The sequence below is a fragment of the Sorangium sp. So ce176 genome (assembly GCF_051519835.1).
GTDB lineage: Bacteria > Myxococcota_A > Polyangia > Polyangiales > Polyangiaceae > Sorangium > Sorangium cellulosum_G.
The window spans coordinates 5,402,501-5,419,291 of the sequence record NZ_CP150371.1 but is presented as its reverse complement, the minus strand read 5'-3'; the positions used below and the strand labels follow the sequence as shown (position 1 = coordinate 5,419,291).

14 protein-coding genes are annotated in these 16,791 nt (G+C 72.5%); 5 read left to right on the top strand and 9 right to left on the bottom strand.

Annotation, left to right across the window (positions count from 1 at the left end):
- Window positions 1-128: 128 nt before the first annotated feature.
- The 7 genes from WMF42_RS20250 to WMF42_RS20220 all read right to left on the bottom strand — a co-directional run bounded on the left by WMF42_RS20250 (window position 129) and on the right by WMF42_RS20220 (window position 8,434).
- Window positions 129-431, bottom strand: coding sequence for a DUF3817 domain-containing protein (locus WMF42_RS20250; protein WP_061606374.1), 303 nt, complete (start codon window positions 429-431; stop codon window positions 129-131).
- Between the two features lie 120 nt (window positions 432-551).
- Window positions 552-1,805, bottom strand: coding sequence for a ferritin-like domain-containing protein (locus WMF42_RS20245; protein WP_437693636.1), 1,254 nt, complete (start codon window positions 1,803-1,805; stop codon window positions 552-554).
- Between the two features lie 172 nt (window positions 1,806-1,977).
- Window positions 1,978-3,174, bottom strand: a complete 1,197-nt coding sequence (locus WMF42_RS20240) for a hypothetical protein (RefSeq protein WP_437693634.1) — start codon at window positions 3,172-3,174, stop codon at window positions 1,978-1,980.
- Window positions 3,175-3,528: 354 nt separating this feature from the next.
- On the bottom strand, window positions 3,529-5,823 hold the full coding sequence (locus WMF42_RS20235) for a hypothetical protein (RefSeq protein WP_437693632.1): 2,295 nt from the start codon (window positions 5,821-5,823) through the stop codon (window positions 3,529-3,531).
- Window positions 5,824-5,976: 153 nt separating this feature from the next.
- Window positions 5,977-7,011 carry an ABC transporter permease gene (locus WMF42_RS20230; RefSeq protein WP_437693630.1) on the bottom strand — a complete coding sequence of 345 codons (1,035 nt, stop codon included), beginning with the start codon at window positions 7,009-7,011 and terminating at the stop codon, window positions 5,977-5,979.
- Entirely contained in the window at window positions 7,008-7,766 is a 759-nt protein-coding gene (locus tag WMF42_RS20225; RefSeq protein WP_061610818.1) for an ABC transporter ATP-binding protein, read from the bottom strand. Before WMF42_RS20225 ends, WMF42_RS20230 begins: the two co-directional genes overlap by 4 nt.
- A 92-nt stretch (window positions 7,767-7,858) precedes the next feature.
- Window positions 7,859-8,434 (bottom strand): hypothetical protein, encoded by a 576-nt coding sequence (locus tag WMF42_RS20220; protein WP_437693628.1) that lies wholly within the window; start codon window positions 8,432-8,434, stop codon window positions 7,859-7,861.
- 105 nt (window positions 8,435-8,539) lie between these two features.
- Here WMF42_RS20220 and WMF42_RS20215 point away from each other — a divergent pair, with 105 nt between their 5' ends.
- Genes WMF42_RS20215 through WMF42_RS20200 form a run of 4 tightly spaced genes read left to right on the top strand, consistent with a single transcriptional unit; the run spans window position 8,540 to window position 12,792 of the window.
- Window positions 8,540-10,030, top strand: coding sequence for a radical SAM protein (locus WMF42_RS20215; RefSeq protein WP_437693626.1), 1,491 nt, complete (start codon window positions 8,540-8,542; stop codon window positions 10,028-10,030).
- A complete protein-coding gene (locus tag WMF42_RS20210; protein ID WP_063815908.1) occupies window positions 10,027-10,779 on the top strand; it encodes an SDR family NAD(P)-dependent oxidoreductase in 753 nt (250 codons plus the stop codon). Before WMF42_RS20215 ends, WMF42_RS20210 begins: the two co-directional genes overlap by 4 nt.
- Before the next feature lies 1 nt (window position 10,780).
- Window positions 10,781-12,088: a class-III pyridoxal-phosphate-dependent aminotransferase gene (locus WMF42_RS20205; RefSeq protein ID WP_437693623.1), complete on the top strand. Its 1,308-nt coding sequence runs from the start codon at window positions 10,781-10,783 to the stop codon at window positions 12,086-12,088.
- Window positions 12,085-12,792: an SDR family NAD(P)-dependent oxidoreductase gene (locus tag WMF42_RS20200; RefSeq protein WP_437693621.1), complete on the top strand. Its 708-nt coding sequence runs from the start codon at window positions 12,085-12,087 to the stop codon at window positions 12,790-12,792. Before WMF42_RS20205 ends, WMF42_RS20200 begins: the two co-directional genes overlap by 4 nt.
- On the opposite strand, the gene WMF42_RS20195 is transcribed toward WMF42_RS20200, so the two are convergent.
- Window positions 12,741-13,427, bottom strand: coding sequence for a DUF1349 domain-containing protein (locus tag WMF42_RS20195; RefSeq protein WP_199693966.1), 687 nt, complete (start codon window positions 13,425-13,427; stop codon window positions 12,741-12,743). The two genes, WMF42_RS20200 and WMF42_RS20195, sit on opposite strands and share 52 nt — an antisense overlap.
- A 149-nt stretch (window positions 13,428-13,576) precedes the next feature.
- On the opposite strand from WMF42_RS20195, the gene WMF42_RS20190 reads away from it, so the two are divergent.
- Window positions 13,577-13,963 carry a hypothetical protein gene (locus WMF42_RS20190; RefSeq protein WP_437693619.1) on the top strand — a complete coding sequence of 129 codons (387 nt, stop codon included), beginning with the start codon at window positions 13,577-13,579 and terminating at the stop codon, window positions 13,961-13,963.
- Window positions 13,964-14,023: 60 nt separating this feature from the next.
- Here the strand turns inward: WMF42_RS20190 and WMF42_RS20185 are convergent, their stop codons facing one another.
- Window positions 14,024-15,556, bottom strand: coding sequence for a hypothetical protein (locus WMF42_RS20185; protein ID WP_437693617.1), 1,533 nt, complete (start codon window positions 15,554-15,556; stop codon window positions 14,024-14,026).
- Window positions 15,557-16,791 lie beyond the last annotated feature (1,235 nt).

Genomic DNA, 16,791 nt, shown 5'->3' with positions numbered 1-16,791 from the left:
ATATGAATTAAAAAGGTTTTTTGCCGCGCGTGGGCGCGGAGCCGGCGCGCGGGGCCCGGCGGGGCGCGGGGGGCGGGCCAGGCGCTCCACCACCCCGTCGCCGCGCGCCGCGCCGCCCGTCCGGGCGCCTACGTCGGCGGGGTCGCGGCGATCTCGCGCTGCAGCGAGCGGTCGAAGACGAACGTCCCGAAGGGGACGATCGACGACGCGAAGGCGAGCGACGAGCGGCCGAGCGACCACCGGCGCGCGACGGCGGCGCGGAGGAGCGCGGCGAGGAACAGCACGAAGAGCAGGCCGTGGGCGCTTCCGACGACGCGCACGGCGAGCGGGAGGTCGGCGAGGTACTTGAGCGGCATCGCGATGAAGAGGAGGAGGATGTACGACACCCCTTCGAGGATCGCGATGAGGCGGAGCTGGCGGAGCGCGGTCATGACGGGACGGTAGGGAAGGGGGCAGGGAAACTCATCGGGGTCGTCTCATCCTTCTCACGAAGGCCGGGGCCGGTGCCTCACGAAAGCGGCGCCAGGGCCTCACGAAGGCGGCGCCATGCCTCACGAAGGCGGCGCCAGGGGCTCCCAAGGCGTGTCGAGGCCGGCGACGGGCTGGAAGGCGGTGAGCGGCGCGCAGAGCAGCGCCTCGGCGCACGGCGCGATGACCTCGCGCACGGCGGTGACATGGCAGCGCGCCCGCTCCGCCTCGGTGAGCCGGCCGTGGTCGCCCCACGCGGCGGCGTCGACCCCGGCGCGCTCCGGACCGCGCGCGGCGAGCGCCTCGGCGAGCGCCTCGTCGAACGCGCGCGCGACGGCCGCGCGCACCGGCGCGCCGCCGCGCGCCAGGGCCCAGCGCACGAACGCCCAGGCGAGCTCGGCGTGGGTGGACTCGTCGGCGGCGATCCTGCCGAGGGCGCGGCGCGCCTCACGGTCGCGCGCGCCGCCCCACATCGCGTCCGCCTGCACGGCGGCGAGCGTCTCGCCGACGCAGCCCTCGCGCACGGCGCTGGCCGCGGCACCGGCGAGGGTCGGCGCGTCGAGCGCGCCGTCCATGGCGAGCGCCCCCGGGCCGAGCGGCCGGCCGGCGTAGCGGCTCGCGAGCGTGAAGCAGGCGCGGGCGTGCTGAAGCTCGTCGGCGAGGGCGCGCTGCGCGGCGTCGATCAGGGCGGGCGGCGCGCCGAGGGCGAGCAGATCGAGGGTGAAGCGCGCGAACGACGCGATCGACGCGTGCTCCAGGCGAGCGTCGGCGAGCCACGCCTCGGCGAGGGCCGCGCGCGTCGCGGGATCGAGCGCGAGCGGCTCGTCCGCCGCGGCGTCGAGCGCCCAGTCGGCCCGCGCCTCGACCCCGGCCAGGCGCGGCGCGCCGTCCACGAGGAACGGGCGGCCGCAGGCGCCGATGCCCGGGTCGTTGACGTCGTAGCAGCACTGCCCGTCCTCGAGCCGGCCGTTCTCGTAGCCGACGCAGGACACGGGGTTGGGGTGGTACTCGCTCGGGCAGGCCTCGGCGCTGCCCCCCGCGCCCCCCGCGCCCCCCGCGCCGCCGGCAGTGCCGGCGCTGGCCCGGACCTCTTCCAGCGAGAAGCACCTCGTCTCCCCGGTGGTGCCCTGACCGCCGGCCCCGCCGGTGCCTGCCGCGCCTCCGGTGCCTGCCGCGCCGCCGGTGCCCGTCGCATCGCCGGTGCCCGTCGCCCCACCGGCGCCGCCGGTCCCCCCCGCGCCGCCGGCGGCGTCGTGGCAGCCGAACGCCAGCGAAAGGCCCGTGAACATGCCGGTTCCCACGATCTGCATGATGCGCGCGCGCAGCTCTCTGCTCATGGTGATGTGCCTCTCTCGATGTGCCGCCTGCCGCCCCTCGGCGTCCTGACAAGGATCGGGACGCCCGGTCCGCGACGCAAGATTCCTGGCGCCCCCGCCCCCACGGCGCGCGGCGCTCCAGCGCCCGCGCCGGGCCGGGCGAGGCGGCGGCCTCGCGCCGGCGGCGCCGGGCTCACTCGTAGTCGAGCAGCGAGACGGCGAAGCCCGGGTAGGGATCGCCCGGGAAGTAGTAGTCGCCCGGGAGGCGATAGCCGACGAGGAGAGCGCTCGAGACAGGGTCGTGGCGGACCACGACGGCGGCGCCCATGTCGAGGGAGTGCATCCGCTGGGACTCGACAGTCCGAGAGGCGATATCGACCCGCTGGACGAGGCAGCCGGCCTCGCACGGAGGATCGAAGTAGAGATTCCCGGACACGCTCACGAGCCCGTACAGCTTGCCCTCGGCGTCGTTGTCCATGCCGACGAAGCGCTGGGCGCCGAGGAGCGTCCCCAGGGCGCCGTCGCGGACGAAGCACTCGGCGTCGAAGCTGCTCTCTGCGGCGCTGCACCGAGGCCCGTAGATGCGGAGCATGAGGCCCTCGTGCGTCACGAGGTGGGTGGGCGGGCTGCCGTTGAAGGCATAGACGTCCGTGACGGAGAAGTCTCCGTGATAGGGCGACTCGTTCACGTACTGGGCCTCGCCCGTGTCGAGCACGGAGTACAGGTGGAAATCCGAGGGCGAGGAGTCGACAGTGACGGTCACGAAGTCGTCGGTCCCCGGGATGCGGCGCATGGGGATGCCGTTGTACGTATACGTGTCGGAGGAGGCCACGAACGCCCCTGTCCGCGCGTCGTACGCGGTGAAGATGCGATCCCAGTCGTTGGTCGGGCCGCAGACGAAGCGGTGATCGCTGACGAGCACGGCCGACGCGCACTCCTCGGCGAGGTCGCCCTCGGTGATCTTCGCCAGCGCGAGATCGTAGCTCGCGAATCGGGCCCTGTCCGCGACGACGAGGGTCTCGCCGTCGAACGCCGCCGCGGTGATCTCGCGGGCCGAGTCGACGCGCGCGAGCTCCTCGCCCGCGCGGTCGACCAGAAGGACGGCGTCGGCCAGCACGATGATGATGCCCGCCTCGGCCACGAAGGCGTCGATGAGCACCGAGGCTCCGGTGCTGAGCCGCGTCTCGTCGCCGCCGCCGACCCCGCCGCCGCCGGTACCTGCGCCGCTGCCGGTGGTCGCGCCGCCGCCGGTGGTCGCGCCGCTTCCCGCGCTCGCGGTGCCTGCTCCGCTGCTCCCGGACGTCCCGTGCCGGCACTGGCATGCCTCGAACGCCCCGTCGTCCCCGCAGACCTGCGCGCCGGTGCGCCCGTCCGCGCAAGCACAGCTCACCGTGTGACCGGGGACGCACCGTGGCGGCCGGGGTCCGTCGTCGATGATCGACGACGGGCCGCACCCCAGACCGAACACGAGTCCTGCCAGCAAGCAGGGTTGTCTCATGGATCTCATCTCGTTCAACGCTCCTTGTTGTTGAAAGCTCAGCGACAGCGGAGGGCCCGCGATCCGCCGGTGTCGGGCGGCGCATGGCCGTCATCCGTTGATGCTGCAAATCTGCAAACCGTGTGCCGCGGTTCGCGCTCACACAGCGCGGGAAACGTGCGGGAAGCCGCGGTGTCCAGGTCGCGCGACCCGATCGCTGACATCGAGTCGCCTGGCAACCCAGGTGGGGGGATGCTCAGGTGTGCATCAGAAACCCACCCTGGCGAGGAAGGTGTCCTGCGCTGTCGCGGCGACGAGCGGGCTCTCGCCGAGGGTGATCGTGCCTGCGAAGGTGCCGGCGATCACCGCGCTGCCTTCCGCGGATACGGCGAGGTGCCTCACGCGCTGGTCGCCCGCGTCGCCGTAGGTCTCGACGAAGACGGCGTTGCCGTCGGGGTCCAGCCTGGCCAGGTAGACGTCCTCGCCGCCGGCGCTCGTGAGCGTGTCGGCGCCGAGGCCGAGCGTGCCGGTGCCGGTGAACGAGCCCGCGAGGACGACGTTCCCGGGCCCGTCGACGCCCAGCCGCAGCTCCTGCACCGAGACGAACCCCCGGCTCCAGAGGGAGGCCGCTGCGCCGTCGAACCTGCTCACGCGGCGCGCGCCGCGTGAGTCGGCGCTGCCGAGCACGGTGTTCCCCGACGCGTCCATGGCGAGCTGCCAGGTCTCCGCTCGGTCGCCGATGCAGGTCCGGTCGAGCACCTCGCCGGCGGGGCTCAGCGTGATCAGCTCCCCGCAGGCCCTGTGGACCAGCTCCCCGGCGACGAGCTGAGAGGCGCTCACGCTCCCGACGGTCACGATATCGCCGTTTTCACGCGTGGTGATGTCGCCGAGGAGCTCGAAGTCGTCGTCGTCGCCGAGCCTCCTCTGCCATGCGAGGGCCCCTGTCGCGCCTTCGAGCTTGCGGACGAAGCCATGGCCGGGAGATTGCTCGGTCACGCCCGCCAGGAACACGTCCCCTGCGGCGTTCATCGCCACCGCCCTCCCGGCCTCGAGGATCGCAACGTAATCGCGGTGCCAGAGGAGACCGCCTGACGGATCGAGCTTCGCGACGCGGTGATAGAGCTCGTAGTACGAGAAGTCGTCGAGATGATCGAGATTGAGGACGGTCCCGAGCAGCGCGATGTTCCCCGACGCGTCCGTGGCGATATCGATGGCCGCGTGGTCTTCGCCCTCGAACGTGTTCGCGAAGAGGACATGTCCGCTCGGATCGAACTTCGCGACGAACGCCTCGGTGCCTGCGGTCCGGGGCAGGAGGGGGCCGGCGCCGAGGTCCACGGGGCTCGTGAACGAGCCGGCGACGATCGTGTTCTCGAAGGCGTCCACGGCGACAGCGGTGATCGAGGCGCCGGAGAGCTGCTTGACCCAGTGCGCGATGATCCGGGGAGCGCAGTCGCTGCCGTTCTCGTTCACCTCACCGTCGCAGTCGTCGTCGACCGGGGTCGCGCACGACTCCGGCTGCGGGAGCACATCGCCCTCGCACGGCCCGAGGCTCGTGCCCTGCGCGTCGCAGAGCGCCGTGCCAGGCGTGCACGCCCCGACGTTCTCTTTGCTCGGCGGGCCGGAGTAACACGAGACGCGCTGGTTGGGCGGGCAGACGCAGCTCTCGCCTTCCTCGTTCACCTGGCCGTCGCAGTCGTCGTCGATCGGGGTGAGGCACGTCTCCGGCGCGGGCAGCACCTCGCCCTCGCACGGCCCAAATCCCGTGCCCTGCGCGTCGCAGCGCGCGGTGCCGCCGGCACAGCGGCCGGTGCCCTCGGTGCCGGGAGGCCCTGAGTAGCAAGGGATGACCTCGCCAGGGAGGCAGGCGCAGCCGTCGCCCTCCTCGTTCGCCTGGCCGTCGCAGTCGTCGTTGACCGGCGTGGCGCACGTCTCCGGGCCTGGCAGCACCTCGCCGACGCAGGGGCCAAAGCCGCTGCCGTCCTCCCTGCACTGCGCCTTGCCGGCCTTGCACGCGCCGACGCCGAGCGTATCGAGGCCGCCGGAGTAGCAGAGCACCTCGGTTCCTGGGACGCAGACGCAGTCGGCGTCATCTCCGTCCGCCACTCCATCGCAGTCCTCGTCGTCTGCCACCGAGCAGTCCTCGGGCGCCGGCAGCACCTCGCCCTCGCAGGGGCCGTAACTGGTCCCGGACTCGTTGCACGTCCGCAGTCCGGCCGCGCAGCGTCCGACGCCCTGCGTGTCCGGCGGGCCCGAGTACGGGCAGGCGACCTGGGCGCCAGGAATACAGATGGCCCCGCCGCCGCCTGATCCGCCGTCGCCGCCTGATCCGCCGTCGCCGCCTGATCCGCCGTCGCCGCCTGATCCACCGTCGCCTGAGCTGCTGACGCTGGTGTCGCCGCCGTCGCCGCCCGACCCGACATCGCCTGAGCTGCTGACGCTGGTGTCGCCGCCGTCGCCGCCGGAGCCGCCGACGCCCCCGTCGCCGTCATTGTTCGGCGTACACCCGGCCGCCACGCCGAGCAGGAGCGCCGCCCACCGCCGCCGTCCGTGCGATGCGACCACCGTGTCGAAGGGAACCCATCGAGCTGTATTTTTCCGCATGGGTCCTGTGATGCGCGCGTCCGCGGAGCCGTTCACGGGCCGGCGACGTCCGCGCAGCAGGCCGCAACCGCGGCGTTCGTGAGGGGTGAAGCTGTCACGGGGCGAAGGGCGCCTTCAGCGGTGCCACCGGAAGAGCCGGAGGCTCAGCGCGAACGTCGCGACAGTCCAGCCGGCGAGGACGGCGAGGCCGCCGGCGAGCTGGCCGGGATCGGTGACGCCGAAGAGCAATGTCTCGCGGATGAGCCGCACCATCTGCGTGCTCGGCAGCAGGGCGCCGAGGGCGGCGAGGGGGCGGGGGAGCGACGAGAGCGGGAAGAAGATCTCCGACAGGAAGACGATCGGCAGGTTCACCGCGCTGATGATGTCGACAACCAGGTCCTCGGTCGTGATGACGCAGGCGAGCACGAAGCCCGCGCCCATGAACGCGAGCAGGCCGAGCAGCGAGACCAGCGCCACCCAGGACGCCGAGGCCGCGGTGAACGGCACGCCGAAGAGCAGCGCGCCGGCCGCGGCGACGAGGGCGATCTGCCCGAGGACGAGGACGGAGCGCGCCGCGATCTGCGCCCCGACGAACACAGCCTTTGGCATCGGCGTCGTCGCGAGCTTCTTCAGGAAGCGGTTCTGTCGGTAGAGCACCATCGTGTAGCCGGTCGCGAAGAGGCCGGCGAGCATGACGCTGAACGTGAGGATCCCCGGGAAGAGATAGTGGACGTACCCCCAGCGCGGGACGTCCACCACGGCGAGCTCGGCCTTCACGCCGGGCGACGCGGCGATCCCCCGCCCGAAGATCCTGTCGCGGGGGCCGACGAGCACGCGGCCGGGCGCGCCGTCGCCGGGGACCACGAGGACGGCGCTCGCTGTCCGCGCGTGGAGGTGCGCCAGCCCCTCGGCCTCGCTGCGCACGCGGAGGAGCCGCACGTCGCTGGCGAGCTCGGGGTCGAATGCCGCGAGGGGGCGCGCGGCGTCGTCGTGGGCGCCGCGCGCGGGGACGACAGCGATCGTCCGCTCCTCGAACGGGTGGCCGTTCATGAACACGAGGCCCGTGACAACGAGGAGCGCGACCGGGAACAGCAGCACGAAGCTGGCCGAGCTCGCACTCCGCAGCACGTCGAGCAGCCGGAGGCGCGCGAAGGCCCAGAACGCGCTCATGGCGCCTCGCGCGCCTCGCCGTCGCGCATCCGGACGGCGCAGAAGTGGAAGAACGCGTCCTCGACCCCGAGCCCGGTCCGGCGGCCCTCGGGCACCGCGGCCACGAGCTCGTCCCGCGCGCCGCTCGCCCGGAGCTTGCCGCCGACCAGGAAGAGGAGGCGGTCGCAGAGCGCGTCCGCCTCGCGCAGGTCGTGCGTCGTCATGAGGACCGTCCGCTCGCGGGCCACGCCGCGCAGCAGCTCGCCGACCTCCTGCTTGCTCGCCGGATCGAGCGGCGCGGTCGGCTCGTCGAGGAAGAGCAGGTCGGGCTCGTGCACCAGCGCGGCGGCGATGAAGAGGCGCGCCGCCTCGCCGCCCGACAGGCGCGCCATCGGCACAGCCGCGCGCGCGGCGAGGCGCGCCCGATCGAGGATGCGCGCCGCGCCGTCGCGGATCCCGTAGATCGCGGCGAAGAGGCCGGCGTACTCCCGCGTCGTGCAGCGATCGAGCTGCACCTCCTTCTGCATGACGACGCCGACCCGCCGCCGCGGGTAGGGCGGGATGGGCGCGCCGAAGAGGCGGACCGCGCCGCGCGTCGGCTCGCTGAGGCCCTCCAGGATGTCGAGCAGCGTCGTCTTGCCGGCGCCGTTCGGGCCGAGGATGCCGACGAGGCCGGGGCCCTCGACGCGGAAGCTCACGTCCGAGAGCGCCGCGACGTCGCCGAAGGTCTTGGTGAGCGACTCGACGGCGACGACCTCGTCCGGCGCGCGGGGCATGCGCGAGAGCTTACCAGGTCGGCCGGGACGAGACGTCCGGCGGTGCTCTCGGATCCTGGCGGGTCACGATGGAGGGAAGAGCAGCCCTCTCGTCATCGATCTCGGCCGCCGGGAGCGGTCGCCGATGCGATCGGGGACGACGCGATGAACGCGCGGATCGCCGGGATCATGACCTCCGCGGCGTCCTCGAAGAAGAAGTGGTCCGCGTCGGGGAGCTGGATTGTCCTGTGGTCCGGGAAAGTCGCCTCGAAGCGGGCGGTGTCGCTGCCGGGAAACCCCACGTCCTTGAGCGCCCAGAAGAGGAGCGCTTTCCTGTCCGCGAGCCGGGGAAGGCCCGCCTCGACCTCCTCGAAGTAGTCGGTCGCGGCGGTGATCTGCCCCGGATAGAAGGCCGCGATGCCGCGGCGGTCGAGCGGTCGAAACGGCCGGACGTAGACATCGGCGACGTCGGCGGGCAGCTCCCGGACGATGCCGTTCTCGATCCCGAGCGCGGCGAACGCGTTGAAGTTCACCTGCGCGAACTCGCCGACGGGGCCGCCGACGATCATCGAGAACTTGCCGCGGGGCGTGTCCGCGCTCGTCGGCCACGCCCACGTGCTCCCGAGGACGACCCGCCGCACGAGCTCGGGGCGGCGCCCCGCGAACCCGAGGCCGATGGGCCCGCACAACGATCCGGCGCATCGCTGGCTGCGCGACAGGGTCGCGGGGGCGAGCGCTCGAGGACCTTCGCTTGGGAGCCTCTCCTGCCCCTCACCCTGATACCCTCGTCGCCGATGGCGACCGACCGGCTGATCCACGAGACAACGAGCCTCTGTCCGGCCTGCAAGATCGCCGTCCCCGCCCGCGTCGTCGCGGCGCCGTCCGGCGAGGTCTGGATGCGCAAGGCGTGCCCGGCCCACGGCCCCCACGAGGTCCGGCTCTCGACGAGCGCCGCCTGGTACGAGGCGACGCGCGCCGTCGCGCCCGCCCCCGCGCCGCCCACGGCGCCGCGGCGCCCGATCGAGCACGGCTGCCCCTTCGATTGCGGCCCGTGCGAGGGCCACACCCAGCGGGTCCGCATGCCGGTCGTCACGATCACAAGCGCCTGCGACCTCGATTGCCCCATGTGCTACGTGCACAACAGGAACGACGGCGCGTTCTTCATGAGCAAGGCCGAGTTCGGGGACGTGCTCCGCCACCTCGTCTCCGGCGCCGGCGGCGATCTCGACCTCATCAACCTCACCGGCGGCGAGCCCACGCTCCACCCCGAGCTGCCCGAGCTCGTCGCCATGTGCAAGGACGCCGGCATCCACCGCGTCAGCATCTGCAGCCACGGCTTCGGCCTGCTCAGGAACGACGCGCTGCTCCGGCGCCTCGCCGAGCTCGGCGCCCGCGTCGCGCTCTCGTTCGACACGTTCGACGACGCCACCGACAGGGCCCTGAACGGCGTCAGGAGCGTCGACAAGAAGCTCGCCTGCCTCGAGCGGCTCGACGCCGCCGGCGTCGACACGACCCTCATCCCGGTCATGACCCGCGGCCTCAACGACCACGAGATCGGCCGCATCGTCGAGCTCGGCCTCCGGCTCGGCTGCGTCCGCCACCTCGAGGTCCACACGATGACCTTCACCGGCCAGAGCGGCGCCGCCTTCGACCGCAGCGGGCGCATCTCGACCCTGGAGGTCCTCGAGCGCATCGCCGAGACGACCGGCGGCCTCCTGACGCCCGGCGACTTCGTCCCGTCGCCGTGCGCGCACCCGCTCTGCTACCAGATCGCCTACCTGCTCCTGGATCCGGCCGGCGGCCCGCCCATCCCGTTCACCCGGTTCATGAGCCGCGAGGCGCTCTACGCCTGCCTCGGCGACCACCTCTACCTCGAGCCGAGCGCCCGCCTCGAGCGCGCCATGCAGGACGCGATCGACGCGCTCTGGTCGCGCGGCGACGACGACCGCGCCCTCGGCCTCCTGAACGGCCTCCTGCGCGCGCTGTTCCCGGCGAAGAAGCCGCTCCGCAGGGAAGAGGCCCTGCGCGTCAGCGAGCGCGCGGTCAAGGCGGTCTACGTCCACTCGCACATGGACGAGGAGACGTTCGACGTCGAGCGCGCGGCCCAGTGCTGCGACAGCAACTGCTACGTCGACGGCAAGACGGTGCCCGTCTGCAACTACAACGTGCTCTACAGGGAGAAGGAGCCGAGGTTCATGAGCGTGCCGAGGACGTGGTCGGATCGATCCGGCGGGAGGCGCGCCCTCCCGCTCCTCTCGCCGCCGCCCCGCCGGGAGGCCCCGTGAGCGCCGCCGCGCGCCTCCTCGACGGCAAGCGCTGCCTCGTCACGGGCGGCTCCCGCGGCCTCGGCCGCGCGATCGCCCTCGCGTTCGCCAGGCACGGCGCGCGCGTCGCCTTCACCTACGCGACCGACGACGCGGACGCCGCGGAGGCCACGAGGCAGCTCGCCGCCGCCGGCGCCGCGCCGCTCGTCTTCAAGGGGTCCGTGGCCGACGCCGCCCACGTGAAGGACACCCTCGCCGCGCTGCACCGCGCCTGGGGCGGGCTCGACGTGCTCGTCAACAACGCCGGCATCACCCAGGTCCTGCCCATCTCGCTCCTCGAGGAGGAGGACTGGGATCTCGTGATGGACGTCAACGTGAAGGGCGCCTACCTCATGAGCCGCGCCGCCCTGCGCCACATGATCCGCGAGAAGCGCGGCGTCATCCTGAACATCGGCAACTTCGCCTCGGAGCGCGTCATCGAGGCGCCCGTCCACTACGCCGCCTCGAAGTCGGCCCTGCGCGGCCTCACCGAGGCGCTCGCGCGCGAGGTCGGCCGGCACGGCGTGCGCGTGAACCTCCTCGGCCCCGGCCTCCTCGAGGAGGGCATGGCGCAGGGGCTCCCGCAGCACCGCCAGGACGAGTACGTCGCGCACACAGGCCTCGGGCGCCTCGGCCGCGTCGACGAGATCGCCGAGCTCGCTGTGTTCCTGTGCTCCGACGAGGCCGCCTTCATGAGCGCCGCCAAGCTCGTCGCCGACGGAGGGCTCTGACATGGACTCGCACGAGGACATCCTGCGCGACGGCTTCGACGACTACCGCGCCTTCGTGAACCCGCTCATCGCGCAGCGGGCGAGGCTCGCCCGCGAGCCGATCCGGGTCGTGCGCGCCGAGGGCGGCCTCCTCGTCGACAGCGAGGGGCTCGCGATCGAGGACTTCCACGGCACCCAGGCGTTCGGCCACCGCAACCCGGCGGTCGCCAGCGCCCTGCGCGCCTTCCTCGACTCGGACGCGCCCTCCTGGTACCCGTCGCGCGTCAACCCGTTCGCCGGCCGCCTGGCGCGCCGCCTCTGCGAGCGCGCGGGCCACTACGACAACGTCTTCTTCGGGTGCACGGGCAGCGACGCCGTCGAGGCCTCGCTCAAGCTCGCCCGCGCCCTCACCCGGAAGCCCGTCCTCGTCGGCCTGACCGGCGCCTACCACGGCTGCTCCTACGGGAGCGTCTCGTTCATGGGCGCCGGCTACCTGCGCGACCCGTTCGTGCCCCTCCTGCAGGGCGCCACCTCGATCCCGTTCGGCGACGTCGACGCGCTCGCCCGCGTGCTCGCCGGCGGCGACGTGGCCGCCGTGCTCGTCGAGCCCATCCAGGGCGAGGGCGGCGTGCGCGAGCTGCCGCCGCCCTTCGTCGAGGCGCTCTGCGACCTCACCGCCAAGCACGGCGCGCTGCTCATCGCCGACGAGGTGCAGACGGGCCTCGGCCGCACCGGGCGCGGCTTCCTCGCGACCGAGCGCTGGCCGCGCCGGCCCGACGTTGTCCTCCTCGCGAAGCAGCTCGGCGGCGGCCTCCTGCCGCTCTCGGCGATGCTCACGCGGCGCGAGATCTTCGTGCGCGCCTACGGCAAGGAGTTCGCCGCGGGCGAGAGCCACAACAACACCATGGGCTACAACGCGCTCTCCGCTGTCGCGGGGCTCGCCACGCTCGACCTCGTCACGGACGAGCTCGTCGCGACCATCCGCGACACGGGCGCGTACCTCCGCGAGCGCCTCGATTCGGCCCTCCGGCCGAACCGGCTGTTCAAGGAGGTGCGCGGCGCGGGCCTCATGCTCGGCGTGCAGCTCGAGACGCCGGACCACCCCTGGCTCTCCTTCGAGCACTTCGGCTTCCCCGATCTCGCGCACATGTCGGTCGTGTCGCCGCTCGTGTGCCACCGCCTCTACCGCCGCGGCTTCTTCTGCTTCACGTGCGGCCACGACTGGACGATCTTCCGGCTCCAGCCACGGTTCGACATCCCGCGCGCGACGCTCGACGCGTTCGTCGACGCCGCGGCCGAGGCGCTCGCGTACGTGGAGGGCCTGACATGAAGCACGCCGTCGTCTTCGGGGGTACGGGCGCCGTCGGCGCCGCTGTGCTGCGCGCGCTCGCCTCGCGCGGGGCGAGCGCCACGTTCACGTTCTTCCGGGGCGAGGACCGCGCGGCCGCGCTCTCGCGCGAGCTCGGCTTCCGCGCCGTCCGGCTCGACCTCACCGACGCCGCCGCGCTCCGCGCCTTCGTCGCCCGGCTGGGCGTGGACGAGCCCGCGCCCGGCGCGGCGATCCACTGCGCCGGGACCCTCGATCCCACGCCGGCGCTCGATCTGTCGGACGAGGCGTGGGACCGGGCCTACGCGGTGAACGCCCGCGCCGCCTTCCTCGTCGCGCGCGACGTCGGCGCGCTCATGGCGCGGGGCGGCGGCGGCGAGATCGTCCTCGTGGGCGGGCTCGATCGCGCGCAGTCGCTGCCGATCCCTGTCGCCTTCGCGGCGAGCCAGGGGATGATCGCGGCCACGGCCATGGCGCTCGCGAAGGAGCTCGGCCCGCGGCAGGTCCGGGTCAACATGGTCGCGCTGGGCCTGCTCGACGCCGGGCTATCGACGCGGCTCGACGCGGAGCTCCGCGCCGATTTCCTCGCGTTCTCGGCCCTGCGGCGCCTCGGCACGCCGGACGAGGCCGCGCGCGCGATCGCCTGGCTCGCCCTTCACAACACGTACGTGAGCGGCAAGGTCATCCCGATCAACGGCGGCATCTGACCGACGCGCGCCAGCGCGTCGTCGCCCGCGGCGTGCCCGCTGCGGAGGTCGCCGAGCCGGCGCGGCGTGAAGCGGATGTCGTCGAAGACGGCCGTGCAGCCGTCGCCCGCCGGCGACTGCGCCGAGAAGCCGACAGAGAGGTCCCTGGCGATGCCGAGCGAGAAGCTGCGGACGAGCTGCCACGTCGACCCGTCGGTGGAGGCGTGGAACGCGCACGCGCGCCCGAGCCGCGAGGCGCGCAGCCACACGTGGTCCTTGTGAACGGCGAACGACCTGCGGCTCTCCGACAGGCCGCGCGTCACCACCGAGACGACCGTCGGCTCGCGCTCCGGCGACAGCTCGAAGCAGAGCTTCGCCCACGAGCGCTCGTGCGCCCAGAGCAGCAGCGCGCCGGCGTCGCGCGCCGACGCGAAGCCCACGGCGACGCGCGCGCTGGCGAGGAAGTCCCCGTGCGGCGTCCCGAGCAGGCGCGGCGCGTTCAGGGCGCCGGCCGCGCGCTCCGGATCGAGGAACAGGTCGGTCTCGCCGCCCGCCGTGACGGTCAGGCTCGCCGCCTTGCCCACGCTCCAGCTCCTGGGCGGAACCTCCCAGCGGAGCGGCGCCGGAAACGGCGCCAGATACACAGGTGCACCCACGTTGTCTCCCCCCTGCATGACGCGATGCTATCAGGAGTCTGCTCCTGTCTTGTCAACGAATCGTTTCGATGTGTATGCAGGATCTCGGTCGCATGCGAATTACCGTCCTTTTGATTTCCTGCTGCCTGACTGTAGTCCTGTCCGGCTGCTTGACATCGAGGCGCGCGCCACCGGAGTTCCTGCTGGCGCCTGGCGAGGTGCGGTCGTCGTCGGGGGGTAGCAACGACTACGCGGGCGCCGCGGCGACCCTCGCTGCTGCGGCCGGGGCGACCGTGGCGCAGCGCGAGGCGTACGACATCTGTTACGCGTCCTGCCTGAGCGGGACGGCGTGTGATCCCGAGACGGGCCTGTGCGTGCGGCTGCCGTGCGGGGGGAAGTGCCCGGCGGACCGCCGCTGCGCGATCGTCGAGGGGAAGGAGACCTGCGTGCTGGGGGAGCCCGACCGCGGCGTGGTGCCGCTGGACCCGGAGCCCGGGGCAGGGGACCCGGCGCCGGCAGGACCGGCCGTCGAGGCGCTGGGGCCGCGCGCGAACTGAGCGCGGCGGCGACATCGCAGCTCGCCGGACGCGCTGGCGGAGCGGCGGCCGTCCCCCTCACTATCTGCGCGAGAGGTCGAGCAGCGCCCTCACGCGCGAGTACGCGACATACGGGTTGTCCCCGGACCCGCCCAGATCGTCGCCGTCCTCCCCCGCGCCCTGGGCCCTCACGGGTATCCAGAAGTAGTCCGGGTGCATCTGCTTTCCGTTCACGCCGTTCGCGAGCGCGGGGTTCTTGATCCACTCGCCGCCGAGCACCGTCAGCCTGTCGTCGAGCTCGAGCACGTAGTGGAGCTCCGAGGAGACGATCGGCACGTTGCGCAGGGCGGCCGGCTGGAGCAGCGCCGCGGTGCTCACCTCGTCCGAGATCATCCCGTAGCGCGCCGCCACGCGCACGAAGCGCCGCGCGCTCGGATTGAACCGGTAATTATAGCAGTCTGCCCCCTGGAACCCGCCGTTACAGACGAGCCGCGCTGCCTCCTGCGCGCTCACCTCGGCGATCGTGTCGATGGTGAACGACGTGACAGGGTAGCTCCACACCTCGCGGTGCCACGTGTAGTCGACGACGAACGAGCGCCGCGCGCGCCCGCTCGACGCGGCGCTGAGCGAGCTCGCGCCAAGGCCGAGGAGGCCGGTCATCGCCACGTGCATCGTCCCGGGGTTCAGGTCGCGGCACGCCGGATCGACAGGCCTGCCGTAGTGGTCGCGCAGCACGCGATCCTCCCGCGCCTCGCAGCGGCGCCCCGAGAAGGTGGCGGCGTCGTGGTGGTACAGCTCGGTCATGAGCGCCTCGATGTCCGCCATGCGGAACAGGACGCACCCCGTCTCGACCGACGCGCACTCGACGATCGTGTCGCCGGAGCGCCGCACGCGGACATCGCGCCGCGGCGGGCTGCCGCCCTCGGCCACCACGTAGGCCGCCCAGCCGTTGCAATGGCCCCACCAGTACTCCGGGGTGACGCCCTGATACAGGCCGTGGTGCCGCAGCTCCCAGTACGTCGTCGGCCCCGCCACCTGCGTGGCCCGGGGAGCGCCCGGCCCCTCCCGCCGGCTCCGCTCGCCGGTGGCCGCGTCCGCGGCCGGCTCGATCGACCGCGCCTGTCCCGCGTAGAACAGGAGATCGTATTTCTCCGCCGGAGAGAGGTTGTCCGGATCGGAGGTCAGATCGCCGTAGTCCTTCACGAGGGAGTTCCACCGGTCCGCGATGCCGTTCCTGCTGTGAGGCCACCACTGCGAGGCGAAGGGGCCCGAGGCCTGGCCTTGCAGAAGGCTCGAGTTCAGCGCGGCGTAGGAGCCCCGCAGCTCCGGGTGCAGGCTCGTCGGGAGGTTCGCGGCGTCCATCGGCTCGCGCGTCCCTGTCAGCGGGATGAGGAGCGTGTGTGAGCCGCCGAGGCGCTGGCCTGCCTCCGGCGAGAACCCGAGCACGTACGGTATCGTTCCCCCCTCGATGAAGCGCGCCTCTCCCGGCCTCGCGCTCCCCTGGAGCGCGGCCGCGCTCTCGTGCTCCCGCTCGTGCTCCTGCTGGTCTAGACCCATGCAGCCCAGCGCGATAACCGCTGAGCTGACCGCCACCACCCCGATGCGCAATGTCATGGCTGCTTCTCCCCCCCCCGGCACGCCTACCCAGTACCACCCGCGTCGCCGATGTCTGCAGAGGTCGGGCCAGCGGAGATGTGGATGCGTCGCGCAATCGATGCACGCGCATGCGGCCGTGCTGCGGTGATGGTCTCGTTCCTCCTTTGCGTTCTCCTTTGGGCCCACGCGCGTGCGCTCCAGACGTCCAGACGTGTGTTCACGCGCTTCGGTCCGCCCACGTCGCGCGGCGGTTGTCTGTCGACGGAGCTCGATGGAGGAGCTCGCGCTCGGGATCACGTCCTCTGGCGGGCGCGGCCACCCCGTCGAGCTCGTCTGTAGGGGAGATCCGCCTCTGCGCCGTGGAGACGAAGAGAACGGCCACCCGGTGCCGGCCTGTTCAGGGCGGCGGGCCTCTGCGGTCCCCGTTCAGGGCCCGTGTGAAGGAGGCCGCGGTGTCCGCTACTCCGGTGTTCCAGACGTCCCGGCGGCCCGTGCCCGACGTGCGGTTCGGCGCCGTCCCGGTCAGCGTCCGCAACGGGCCGCTGTGCCGCGCCGCGCCGCGAGATGACGCGCCGGACGCAACCGTGACCGCAGGCCCCCGGGACGAGACCTCCCGGGCGGGATCCCTCCCGGGCGCCGGGTTGACACAGGCGCGGAACATCGGTAGCTTCCTGGTCGCGAATCGGCGGAACCGGAGAGCGAACAGCGCATGCTGTGACTCTGGACCGTTCGGTCGACCGTCCTCGAACGAGGCGGTTGACAGCATCGCGACAAGCCGATAAACGACTCGTCGCGAATCGGCGGACCGGAGAGCTCGGCAGCGAAAACGCTGCGACTCTGGGCCGCCCGGGCACCCCACCAGCGACCTCATCAGGAGGTCCGGGTGGACGGTCAACCTCCTCGAAAGAAAAGGTTGACAGAGTCGGAACGGGTCGTTAAAACGCCCGCCCCCGAATCGGCGGAGCCGGAGAGCCGGCAGCGGAGGCGCTGCAACTCTGGACCGCACGGGTTCCCTCACCAGGGCGATGTTGGAGCGCCTGGTGGACGGTCAGCCTTCTCGAAAGAAAAGGTTGACACATTCGAGACGGGCCGTTAGAAAGCCCGCCCCGAATCGGCGGAGCCGGAGAGCCGGCAGCGGAGGCGCTGCAACTCTGGACCGCACGGGTTCCCTCACCAGGGCGATGTTGGAGCGCCTGGTGGACGGTCAGCCTTCTCGAAAGAAAAGGTTGACACATTCGAGACGGGCCGTTAGA

Excerpts from the sequence above, each read along its gene's own strand:
- WMF42_RS20250 (WP_061606374.1), bottom strand. The coding sequence starts at position 431 with ATGACCGCGCTCCGCCAGCTCCGCCTCATCGCGATCCTCGAAGGGGTG.
- WMF42_RS20245 (WP_437693636.1), bottom strand. The coding sequence starts at position 1,805 with ATGAGCAGAGAGCTGCGCGCGCGCATCATGCAGATCGTGGGAACCGGC.
- WMF42_RS20230 (WP_437693630.1), bottom strand. The coding sequence starts at position 7,011 with ATGAGCGCGTTCTGGGCCTTCGCGCGCCTCCGGCTGCTCGACGTGCTG.
- WMF42_RS20225 (WP_061610818.1), bottom strand. The coding sequence starts at position 7,766 with ATGCCCCGCGCGCCGGACGAGGTCGTCGCCGTCGAGTCGCTCACCAAG.
- WMF42_RS20215 (WP_437693626.1), top strand. The coding sequence starts at position 8,540 with ATGGCGACCGACCGGCTGATCCACGAGACAACGAGCCTCTGTCCGGCC.
- WMF42_RS20205 (WP_437693623.1), top strand. The coding sequence starts at position 10,781 with ATGGACTCGCACGAGGACATCCTGCGCGACGGCTTCGACGACTACCGC.
- WMF42_RS20200 (WP_437693621.1), top strand. The coding sequence starts at position 12,085 with ATGAAGCACGCCGTCGTCTTCGGGGGTACGGGCGCCGTCGGCGCCGCT.
- WMF42_RS20185 (WP_437693617.1), bottom strand. The coding sequence starts at position 15,556 with ATGACATTGCGCATCGGGGTGGTGGCGGTCAGCTCAGCGGTTATCGCG.